We start from the raw sequence: 10,110 nt of genomic DNA on the forward strand, positions 1-10,110 counted from the left end.
CCGAACTTCTCGCGGAGGACTCAAGAAGTAGGGGAGGAAGTTCTTCCCCTAGTTTTGTGCGGGACCCCGCGCCGAAAGCCTGTACGGCTACAGCAACCCGAGCGCGAACGACCCGACGAAGGTGCGTGCGCTGTCGCTGTTCGGCGGATGGAAGGCGCCCGCCCGCACGTCGCGGTAGAGACGTTCGAGCTCGTTGCGTCGGTGCAGCGCTCCGGCCCCGGCGACCTCGAGCGCGAGGTCGGTGACGGTGCGTCCGGTTCGGGTGCCGTTCTCCTTGGCCGCGAACAGCCGCAGCAGCGCGCGGTCACCGAGATCCTCACCCGCGGTGAGCTGGGTGGTCAGCCGGTCGAGCTGTCCCTGGGTGCCTTCGAGAGCGAACTCCGCTTCGGCGACGTGATACTGGGTGAACGGCTTGTGCGCCACCGATTCTCCCCCGAGGCTCAGCGCGGTGCGCGACGTTGCCGAGGCGATCGCGAGATCCAAAGCACGACGCCCGATTCCGAGGTAGATGTTGCCCAGCAGCGGAAGAACCCAGGGGAAGATACCGGCGACGTAGCCGGTCGGTGGCTCACCAACGGCGTGGACTCCGACGGTGCGCTCACTCGGGACGAAGACGTCGTCGAGGAGGGTGTCGTGGCTGGCGGTGGCGCGCACGCTGAGCGTGTCCCACGTCTCGACCGTCGACACGCCGATCTCGTCGCGCCGGACGAAAGTGTGCACGATCTTCGGGTTGTCGGGGTCGGAGTTGTCGCGCGCATGCACGCCCAGCCAATCCCACGCCGGCGACAGGGAGGTGAAGATCTTGTGTCCGGTGATGCGATAGCCACCGTCGACCGGCGTGGCGATGGTCGTGGAGTCGTCGATGACGAGATCGTTGCCCGGTTCGCCGTGGCCGGCGGCGATCACCTTTCCGGCAACGATTTCCTCTGCGAGCCAGAGTAATTCCTTGTTGCCGGCGTTGAGCTGATCGGCCAGCGGGCCGGTCCAGTACAGGTGCATGTTGACCCCGAGTGCGGTGGCCGGCGCAAACGCAGCCAGGCGACGCTGCTCGAGATTCAGCTGGTGCAGGCTGATGCCGAGTCCGCCGTGCTCGCGGGGGAGTGCCGCCCGCAGGTAGCCGAGCTCGCGCAGCTCTTCGAGATCCTCTGCGAAGAAACGATTCTCACGGTCGTAGGTGACAGCTCGCTCGCGGAAGCGCTCGAGGGTGTCCTCGGGGAGGACGAAGTCGGTGGTGGCTTGACTGGTGGTGCTGGTCATGGGTTACTCCTGGTCACGAATGTGCGGCGGTGTGATCGCCGTCGAAGATCTCCGGGTCGGGCAGCAACCCGAGAGCGAGGGAGATCCGGTTGGTGGCGTTGAAGATTGCGGTGATCTGGACAGCTTCGAAGATCTCGGCGTCGGTGAGCCCGAGGCCGCGCAGGCCCTCGATGTCGTCGTCGGAGACGCCACCGGGATCGTCGGTGACCGTCAACGCCAGTTCGATGAGGGAGTGTTCGCGCTCGGATAGTTCGGGCACTTCCCGGTGGTCGAGCGAAATGCGGTGTGCGAGCCAGGCATCGCCGAGGAACTGGGCGAGTTCATGTACGTGCAGGGCGTGGCAGTACGCGCAGCCGTTGCGGACCGATACGACGGTCGCAAGGATCTCCCGTTCACGTCGGGTGATCGAACTCGGCACCGACGGGTCGCCCTGGACGAGCGGGAACAGGTAGGCGTTGAGGCGTTCGAAATGCCCCTCGTCGAGTGCGAAGCCGCGAAGCCAGTTCGGGACGAAGCCGGACTCCTTCTCGGTCTGATCAAAGAGTGCGGCGACCGAGGGGGAGAGTTGGTCGTCGGTGGGCGTGCGCAGGCGCGAGATGCGAAGCGAGGCTCCGGTGGTGGCCGTCATGAGAGTGGATCTCCTTGTGTGCCAAGTCAGTTGAAGAACTGGTCGTCGGGTGTGACCTGCAGGAAGATGGTGAACCGGTTGGCGGCGGCGAAGGCCGAGATGACGTGCACCGCCTCGAAGATCTCCTCGTCGTTCAGGCCCAGATCGCGCAGTTCGTCGATGTCGGCGTCCTCGATCTCACCGGGATGCAAGGAGAGTTTGCCTGCGAAGCGAGCGAGCGTGCGGTGCCGCGGCGAGAGTTCACGCACCTCGCGGTAGTCGATGGCGACTCGGGTGCCGAGCTTGCGGTCACCGAGCGCCTCACCGAGGCTGCCTGCGTGGTTGAGGCGGCAATAGGAGCACTTGTTCTCGGCAGAACTCACCGTGGCGAGCACCTCACGGTCGACGTAGGGCAGTCGGCCGGTGTTCGGATCGAGAAGGCCGAGGATGTAATCGTTGAACCGTGCGGCGTGCGCACCACCGAGGCTGAGCGCGCTGGCCCAGTTGGGGATGTAGCCGAGCTGACGTTCGAGCGACCCGAGTTGCTGGCGTAGGTTGTCGGGAAGCTCGTGGAGCTCGGGGACGTGCAGCCGAGAAATGGTTGTGGCAGAGGGGGATTCGAGAGTGTCGGTCATGGCTCTTCTCACGATCGAGGAAGCGATCGGCGGCGTGGCCGGTCGCGGGTGACTCCTCAGACGGTAGAGCCGGCCGCGAGATCGTCACAGAGATGAACTTTGCGTGATCGCAACCCGTGAGATGTTCCCCCAGATTCAGTTCAGGGGATCGAATGGACTTGTCAGGCGGACGGGACCGGTACCGGATTCGTCGGTGTCGCAGAAGGCGTCGACTCCGGCGGCTTGACGGACGCACCGCCGGCCAGGCCGCGGATCTGTGCGAGAGCCGAGTAGCCGTGTGTGCCTGGGCAACTCGTGCTGTTGTAGTCGCGGTGCCCGGCGATCATCGGAAGGGTGGTCTGGGCGCCGGCGGGAAACTTGCTGCCGGAGAAGCCTTCCGAGGTCAGGTTTGCCGTCCCACCGGGATTGAGCCCGGCCTTGCCGAGGCGCCAGCGCAGGAACCGGGCCACCGCGGCGACCATCGCGCCGGTGGGCGGTGTCTGGTCGAGGTTGCCGATCATCGACACCCCGACCGTCGACTTGTTGAATCCGCCGGTGTGCGTGCCCTCGACATTGCGGTCCAGTCCGCCGAACGCGCCCTCGAAGATCTGGCCGTACTTGTCGACGAGCACGTTGTAGCCGATGTCGCACCAGTTGAGGGTGCGGGCGTGGTAGGCGTAGATGCCGCGGACGATCTCCACCGACTGCGCCGCGGTGTACTCGTTGGAACCGGCGGTGTGATGCAGGATCGCCCCGCGGACCGTCGGCGAGAACGTGGGCTGAGAACAACGAATGGCCTCGTCGGCGCCCCACTGCGCGCGGGCCACCACCGAGGGGCCGCCGAGTAGCGGTGTTAGCAGCGAAGAGCCAAGGGACAGAATCGATTCCGGGCTGATCAGGGTTGCCTTGATGGCCGACAGTGCGGTGGTGACGAGCTTGGTGATGATCTCACTGGCCGAGCCCATGGCCAGCTGGGCCGGTCCGCCGCCCTGCGGTTCGGCCGCGGGGATGGCCAGGCCGTTGTCGGTCGCGGCGATCTGCACCTCGCGTGCGTTGCCGATCCAGATGGGTTCGGTGCCGGCCGGGTGGTCGGGGCTCGCTTCGCTCCCAGCTGCTTGCTCGAGCGCGGTCCATGCACCCCATCGCCCATTCGGACGCTTGGCGCGAACGAACATGTCGACGTCGACCGGGCGGTCCCAGGTGAAGGCGAGCATCTTGATCGGGGTGCTCCGACGAAGCGTTGTGACCGCCGCGCCCACGGGCCTGCCGTCGGCCATGCGGGGTTGGGGCGCGCGTGCTCGGGCCGTGGATCGGGGTGTGCCGGACGTCGTCGAGGTCGTTGTCGTCGTCGAGGTCGAATCCGACGTCGTGGTAGTCGTCGATGTGGAGGTCGAATCCGGAGATGAGGACGTCGTGGTGGTCGCGGTGGGCGAGCTGCTCGTCGACGTCGAACTGGAATCCGAAGGCGTGGCCGTGGGGACGAGACCGGAAGGGAGCGGCACGGTCAGGTCGGGCAGCGGGAACTGGTTCGGGTCGATCTTGGGCAGCTTGATGCCGGCGGCGCCGAGGCCCGACGACGCCATGTCGAGCACGACGGTCGACAGATCGCGCAGTGGTACCTGCTCGATCGTGGTGTCGGCCACCTTCTTGGTGCGATCCACCAGCTCGGGATCGTGTTTGCTCACACTGACCACGAGCGGACTCGCCACGGCAACGATCGCGATCGTGGCCAGCACGATCGACGGTTTCGGTCGGGCATAGCGCACAGGGGCTCCTCAAGTGAACGGGGCAGGTGTGTCCGGTTGGTCCGAATGGTCGATCCGGGAGTCATCGTGGAGGCGAGGATGCCGCGTCTTCGTGCACACACGCCGCGCGTGGCAACTCGTGATGCTGTTGTTATCTTCTGGGGTTGTTGTGAACCGAGTGAGTTCACTATGGTCACTTAAGTCTCAATCGTCACACCAGTCACAGGCGTTACGTCTGAGGCGAGTGTCCAACTCAGGGATGTGTTTCCGTCAGTGCAGAAGTTCCGTCCGATGACGTGGTTGTCGGGTATGGCGCCGGGTGTACGGCCTCGCCATGCCCGTCGGCGCACGCTGTCCTGGACGGCCTTCGGATTGGCGCCGGCGCTGTTGGCCGGCGGGCTGGCGGTCGCGGGATCGACCATGAGTCAGGACGTGGAACTCTCTGTGGGTTCGACGGTGACGCTGATTGGACATGGGCACGGCCACGGGCGCGGTATGGGTCAGTGGGGTGCCTACGGATACGCACGAAAAGGCTGGCCTGCCAGTCAGATTCTGCGCCACTATTACGGCGGCACCACCGCGGGGAAGGTGGACAGGCCCGAGATCACGGTGAGACTCACCGGTCAGAACTCGGTGAATGTGCACGCGGACGCCGGGATGCGAGTCGGTGGCCAGACCGTGGCTCCCGGACAAGCGGTCAGCTTGTCCGGGACCACGGCCACCATCATGAGCGGCTGCGGCGGTGGCGCGATTCGGACCGTGCGGCTGACGGCACCGTTCGTCGAGCCGATCAGCATGGCGCCCTCTCGACCGGCGCGCGACTTCCTCAAATTCTGCGGGTCCAACACGGCCTACCGCGGGGCACTCGGACTCGACGGCGGCCGCGTCGTCAACCGGCTGCACATCGACGACTACGTCAAGGGCGTCATCCCCAAGGAGAGCGTGCCCGCCTGGGGTGACTCCGGCGGCATGGAGGCGCTGAAGGCGCAAGCCGTCGTCGCGCGCACCTACGCGCTGGCCGCCATCGCCGGCGGCAAGAAGATCGACGACACCCAGAACTCACAGGTCTACGGCGGCGTCGCGAGCGAGGATCGTCGGACAAATGTCGCGGCCGACGCGACCACCGGCCAGATCCTGCGTCAGAACGGTCAACCGGCGTTCACCGAATTCTCCGCGTCGACCGGCGGCTTCACGGCGGGCGGACGATTCCCCGCCGTCGCCGACGAGGGCGACACGGCTTCACCGAACCACAACTGGACGGCGACGGTGAGTGCCGGGAGCATCGGCTCCGCGTTCGGCGTCGGCGCGCTGCGCAGTTTCGAGGTCGTCGAGGCCAACGGACTCGGCGCCGAGAACGGTCGCGCGCTCAAGGTGCGCGCGGTCGGTTCCGGCGGCACCAAGGAGGTCACCGGCGAGCAGGCGCGGACGATGCTGCAGCTGAAGTCGTCGTTCTTCTCGGTGCAGGGACAGGCGACGAAACCGAAGATCGTGCGACCGCCGGTCGGTCCGAGCGGTGGCGCCGGAAGTCTCGATCTGGGCAGCCTCAACGGACTCGCCGACCAGATCATCCCTGGCTCGTCACAGCTGCTCTCGATCGCGACAACCGCGCTGAGCGGCAAGTTCACCGACCTCGGTGGCGTACTCGGACCGCTGGGCAAGGCGATCGGCGTGCCGACCCTCACCGCAGACGCGGCCGGCGTCATCCAGGTCTTCGAGAAGGGCATCATGTACTTCAGCCGGCAGACCGGCGCGCATGCCCTCGCCGGCCGCGGACTGCAGCGCTATCAAGCCCGCGGCGGGATCGCGGTGCTCGGCTTCCCCAAGCGCGACGCCCTGCGCTGACCACCTCGCGCCGGGCCGGCGGAACTCAGGCTCCCGGGCCTGCGTCCACGATCTGCAGTGCGATGTCCACGAGCTTGGTGTTGGTGTCCTGAGAGAGTCGCGCCAGAAGCGAGAACGCGGCCGTGGCATCGATCTGGTACCGCTCCATCAGCATGCCCTTTGCCTGCCCGATGATGTCGCGTGAACTGAGTGCCGCCCGCAACTGTTCCTTCTCCCGAACCGCACCGAAGGCGGTCGCTGCGTGAGCGGCAAACAATTCGCCGAGCAGGCGCGAATCCTTGCCGAAGGAATTCGGCTCGGTGCTGTGCAGGTTGAGGGCGCCAAAGTCGTTGCCTTCGATGTAGAGGCAGAAGCACGCCATCGACCGGATGCCCAGAGCTGCGGCGGCCGGGGCGAAACGCGGCCAGCGGCGCTCGATCCGCATGTCCTCGACCCAGATCGTCTCGTCATCGACGGCGGCACGTACGCACGGTCCCTCGTCGAACTCGCGCTGGAGCTCATCGGACTTTCCGCCGAGATCGCCGACGATCACCGGGGATTCGATGACCCCTCCGCGTACCAGGGTGACTGTTGCGTATTCCGCGCCGGGGAGGGTGTCGACCGCGTACTTCGACATCTTGCGCAACACCGCTTCGGTGTCGTCGCTTTGAGCCCGCAACTCGTTCGCGATCCGGGTCATGTCAGATCGGTCATCTGCCTGCACGGTCATCCTCCTTGTATGCCAGGCGGGTCGCATCCTCACCGCACCCGATAACCACCCCGTCGGCCAATACATCCTAATGTCGTGCACCAGAAATTCACCACAGGCGCCGGAACTGCGTTCCCACGAGTCCGTCGCGCTCGGCCACCCATGGAATCCGTTGCGTGTCCCGACGCGTGAACGAGTCGGCCCTGAAGTCGCTGTCGGTGTACGTTGCCCGGCGACTCAGGCCCGGTGATTCCGAGAGTGCGTCATGTACGGCATCTCCGGACGACGGGTACTCGGCGACGTGATGGCGCCAATGAACCGCGACCAGTTCGCCGCGAGGTGTCAACGACTTGGCCAACCGCGCGATCAGCCTCGGCAAGGCCTGTTCATCGTGGTAGTACAGCAATTCGCTGACGACGATGAGGTCGAAGCTGGTCGCCGGCCACTGCGTGAACGCATCGCCGACCTGCAGACACACATGATCGGCTCCCCGCAGACGTTCGCGTGCGAGGTCGACAGCGCGTTCGCTGACATCGGTACACAACAGGCGATCGCATCGAGCGGCCAGCGCTTGGCTCAACACGCCGATCGAGCATCCGGGTTCGAATGCCGACTGGTATCGCGGCGACGAGAGCATGGCCAGCGTCAATCCGTACTTGCGCTGCTCATACCAGCGGCTCGCGAATCCCCACGGATCGTCGCTCGACTCGTACATCGCGTCGAAGTACGAACGCGGCAGATTCCCGCGCACGTCGGGCCCGGGCGTACTCATTCGAAGACGAACTCTCGGTCACGCAGCAGGTGAGACAACATGTGCGCGCTCAGGACCGCCCGATCCTCAGCTGCGTCCGACAACGGTCGCAGCTGGGATTCGAATGCGCGAACCGCCGCCCGCTTCACCTCGAGTACTCCCTCGTCGAGGGGATGGGCCCGCAACCGGTGCCAGGGAATCGAGGGGTCGCCCGGGCGCGCCCAGTGCCACATCCACACCGGGTACATCCACACCGGGATGCCGCGCTCGGTACCGATTGCCTGGGCGCAGCGGCCGACCGCTTCGTGATCGGGATGGCCGTCGTGAGCCCACACCGAGAGCAGGCCGACGCGGTTGCTGCGATATTCGTCGAGCAGCGAGCCGACGATGCCGACCATCTCCGGTTCCCGATTGTCGAGCCCACCATCGGGCAGTCCGCACCATCGCGGTGGGTCGAGTCCGAGGATGGCGGCTGCCGCGTCGAGCTCGAGGTGCCGGCGCGCAGCGAGCTGGGGCGGTGACATCGTCGGTGATCCCGGATGAGAGCCGGCCCCGTCGGACAGGCAAACGGTCACCACGTGTACGCCCGCGGCGATGGCCGCCGACATCATTCCGCTTGCTCCGAGTACCTCGTCGTCGGGATGGGCAGCCAGCACCACCAGAACCTCGACGTCGAACCGTGGGCGGGCCCACGGGCCCTGTCGGTCCAGCCACTTCGCCCACTCGGGTTCGGCGGTGCCGGTGTCCGACGGCGGTACCGCGGCGAATCGCGCCGCCGAGACGCTCACCGCGCCTGCCCGTTTCGGGTGGCCGGCAGGACTGTGTCCGGTGTTGTCGCCGTCGGGCCCGGAATGGCTGCCCCGGCCAGTGAACCGAGAACGACGAGGTCACGGTCGGCGTGCGACTGCCGGATGTACACCATGAGATCGGCGACGGCCTGAGCGTGGTCACCATCGGCGGCCAGCGGTCCGGGACCGAGCGCCCGGCCGGTGCGGTCGATGACGGTGGTGGCCACCTGCTCGATCGACCAGCGGACCTGGTGGGCCAGGCGTTTGGTGGATTCGTGAGGGTCGGCGTCGATGCGTCGGGCGGCGTCCTGCAACTGTGCCCAGCCCGCGGCGAGGACCGCGTCGACGGCCCCGAGATGCATCCGCAGCAGGGGGTCGTCGCGACGAATGGCAGCGCGGTAGAGCGGCGCCGCCACCCGGCGAGCACCACCGAACCAGCACGCCGCCACCCCGATCGCCCCATGCCAGAACCCGGGACGCTCGAGATATGCACCTGGTGGGCCCACCGGGTGGGCCCGCACACGGTCGAGCATCACCGTGCAGGTGTTCGACCCGCGCATGGCGTCGGTCTTCCACACCGAAGGGTCGGCCCGCACCCCGCCCTGACCGAGTTCGACGGCGAACAACCGATCCCCGAGCTCCGTGTGCGCGGTGATCAACGCATGGGTGCAGTGCTGCGCTCCGGAACACCACTGTTTGGTGCCGGACAGCTCCCATTCGTCGTCGCTGCCCAACGCATTGACTTGGGTGTTGGGTGGGTCGGCCGCCCACACCCCCCAGAATTCTCCCGGCCCGACCGACGCTCCGCCGATCTCGCCGAGGATCGCGTCGGCGTCCGCATGGGCCTCGATCAGCCGGCCGGTGGCGATGTCGTCCGTGCACGCCCGGGCCAGCGCGGCAAACCGCTCGCCGGTGTGTCCTGACCCGGGTCGGGGCAGGCCGAACCGGTCGGCTGTGACCGCGGCGAACGCGGCCCCCGCATTCATTGGGCAGCCTCGGTGGCCAGTTTGCGCAGATAGGCCGCGAATCCCTCGCCCACCCGGCTCGCCACGCGTGTCGACGTGCGCACCGGCGCTGCTGCGCACCGGGTGATCGAGCTGCCGAGTGCCTGCAGGCGGTCTACGAGATCGACGTCCTCGTGCACCGCCAGCGGTCGAAAACCGCCGACGGCCACATACGACGAGGCGCGCACACCGAGGTTCGCTCCGTGCACGTGTCGATGTCCGGGGCGGTGCGAATACCGCTCGAGGTAGCGCACCTCGAGGTCGTCGGGCCACTGGCCGAAACCGTCGGGGGTGACCGTGCCGACATACGCGTCGGTGCCCGCCTCGGCCGCGTCCAGATGCGTGCAGAGCCAGTCCTCGGGGACGGTGGAATCGGCGTCGGTGGTGGCGAACCACGTGGTGGCCGTCGGGCCGGATCTCTGAGTCGCGGCAAAACCCGCGCGGCGGGCGGCACCGACGTTGTGAGCGTCGATGCTCACCGCCGTGACACCGGGTCCGAGCACCGAGGCGGAATCGTCGTCGCAGGCGTCGAGTACGACGATGATCTCGACCGGCACGGGCACCGCCGCCGCGGCCGCGCAGAGCGCGTCGACACACGGTCGCAGGGTGTGCCGCTCGTTGTGTGCGGGCACCACCACGGTGACGGAGTGGATCGGTTCGGTGCCGAAACGGCGTTGGGAGAGGTCGGCAGGCTGTGAAGGCGTCACGCGGTCCCCTGATCGAGTGGGATGGGTGTCACGGGCCGCGTGTCTTCAGACCGATGTGTTCCTACCTTACCGGGGGGAGGCGCGACTGGTAGGGCAACGTTGTGATC

10 protein-coding genes are annotated in these 10,110 nt (G+C 66.9%); 1 reads left to right on the forward strand and 9 read right to left on the reverse strand.

Annotation, left to right across the window (positions count from 1 at the left end):
• Nucleotides 1-87 precede the first annotated feature (87 nt).
• From MKW15_RS11990 to MKW15_RS12005, 4 genes are all read right to left on the reverse strand, one after another.
• A complete protein-coding gene (locus MKW15_RS11990; protein WP_240857853.1) occupies nucleotides 88-1,257 on the reverse strand; it encodes an acyl-CoA dehydrogenase family protein in 1,170 nt (389 codons plus the stop codon).
• Between the two features lie 13 nt (nucleotides 1,258-1,270).
• On the reverse strand, nucleotides 1,271-1,885 hold the full coding sequence (locus tag MKW15_RS11995; protein WP_240857854.1) for a peroxidase-related enzyme: 615 nt from the start codon (nucleotides 1,883-1,885) through the stop codon (nucleotides 1,271-1,273).
• Between the two features lie 26 nt (nucleotides 1,886-1,911).
• Entirely contained in the window at nucleotides 1,912-2,499 is a 588-nt protein-coding gene (locus tag MKW15_RS12000) for a peroxidase-related enzyme (protein ID WP_240857855.1), read from the reverse strand.
• Between the two features lie 161 nt (nucleotides 2,500-2,660).
• Complete coding sequence (locus tag MKW15_RS12005) at nucleotides 2,661-4,244, reverse strand: peptidoglycan recognition protein family protein (RefSeq protein ID WP_240857856.1); 1,584 nt, start codon at nucleotides 4,242-4,244, stop codon at nucleotides 2,661-2,663.
• 288 nt (nucleotides 4,245-4,532) lie between these two features.
• Here MKW15_RS12005 and MKW15_RS12010 point away from each other — a divergent pair, with 288 nt between their 5' ends.
• The gene (locus MKW15_RS12010) at nucleotides 4,533-6,065 is read left to right on the forward strand and encodes a SpoIID/LytB domain-containing protein (RefSeq protein ID WP_240857956.1); all 1,533 of its coding nucleotides are present in this window, start codon (nucleotides 4,533-4,535) and stop codon (nucleotides 6,063-6,065) included.
• 25 nt (nucleotides 6,066-6,090) lie between these two features.
• On the opposite strand, the gene MKW15_RS12015 is transcribed toward MKW15_RS12010, so the two are convergent.
• The 5 genes from MKW15_RS12015 to MKW15_RS12035 form a co-directional block, all read right to left on the reverse strand.
• On the reverse strand, nucleotides 6,091-6,774 hold the full coding sequence (locus tag MKW15_RS12015) for a GAF and ANTAR domain-containing protein (protein WP_240857857.1): 684 nt from the start codon (nucleotides 6,772-6,774) through the stop codon (nucleotides 6,091-6,093).
• An 88-nt stretch (nucleotides 6,775-6,862) separates the two neighbouring features.
• Nucleotides 6,863-7,525 (reverse strand): class I SAM-dependent DNA methyltransferase, encoded by a 663-nt coding sequence (locus MKW15_RS12020; protein ID WP_240857858.1) that lies wholly within the window; start codon nucleotides 7,523-7,525, stop codon nucleotides 6,863-6,865.
• Complete coding sequence (locus MKW15_RS12025) at nucleotides 7,522-8,292, reverse strand: PIG-L deacetylase family protein (RefSeq protein WP_240857859.1); 771 nt, start codon at nucleotides 8,290-8,292, stop codon at nucleotides 7,522-7,524. The genes MKW15_RS12020 and MKW15_RS12025 overlap by 4 nt, the downstream gene beginning before the upstream one ends.
• Nucleotides 8,289-9,278 carry an acyl-CoA dehydrogenase family protein gene (locus MKW15_RS12030; protein WP_240857860.1) on the reverse strand — a complete coding sequence of 330 codons (990 nt, stop codon included), beginning with the start codon at nucleotides 9,276-9,278 and terminating at the stop codon, nucleotides 8,289-8,291. The genes MKW15_RS12025 and MKW15_RS12030 overlap by 4 nt, the downstream gene beginning before the upstream one ends.
• Nucleotides 9,275-10,003, reverse strand: coding sequence for a glycosyltransferase family 2 protein (locus MKW15_RS12035; protein WP_240857861.1), 729 nt, complete (start codon nucleotides 10,001-10,003; stop codon nucleotides 9,275-9,277). The genes MKW15_RS12030 and MKW15_RS12035 overlap by 4 nt, the downstream gene beginning before the upstream one ends.
• Nucleotides 10,004-10,110: the final 107 nt, after the last annotated feature.

Origin of the sequence: Gordonia gummivorans (genome assembly GCF_022513585.1) — a bacterium.
Taxonomy (GTDB): domain Bacteria; phylum Actinomycetota; class Actinomycetes; order Mycobacteriales; family Mycobacteriaceae; genus Gordonia.

What these genes read in the sequence shown, in the direction of transcription:
- MKW15_RS12030 (WP_240857860.1), bottom strand. Translation starts at nt 9,278, where the DNA reads ATGAATGCGGGGGCCGCGTTCGCCGCGGTCACAGCCGACCGGTTCGGC.
- MKW15_RS12015 (WP_240857857.1), bottom strand. Translation starts at nt 6,774, where the DNA reads ATGACCGTGCAGGCAGATGACCGATCTGACATGACCCGGATCGCGAAC.
- MKW15_RS11990 (WP_240857853.1), bottom strand. Translation starts at nt 1,257, where the DNA reads ATGACCAGCACCACCAGTCAAGCCACCACCGACTTCGTCCTCCCCGAG.
- MKW15_RS12010 (WP_240857956.1), top strand. Translation starts at nt 4,533, where the DNA reads ATGGCGCCGGGTGTACGGCCTCGCCATGCCCGTCGGCGCACGCTGTCC.
- MKW15_RS12000 (WP_240857855.1), bottom strand. Translation starts at nt 2,499, where the DNA reads ATGACCGACACTCTCGAATCCCCCTCTGCCACAACCATTTCTCGGCTG.
- MKW15_RS11995 (WP_240857854.1), bottom strand. Translation starts at nt 1,885, where the DNA reads ATGACGGCCACCACCGGAGCCTCGCTTCGCATCTCGCGCCTGCGCACG.
- MKW15_RS12020 (WP_240857858.1), bottom strand. Translation starts at nt 7,525, where the DNA reads ATGAGTACGCCCGGGCCCGACGTGCGCGGGAATCTGCCGCGTTCGTAC.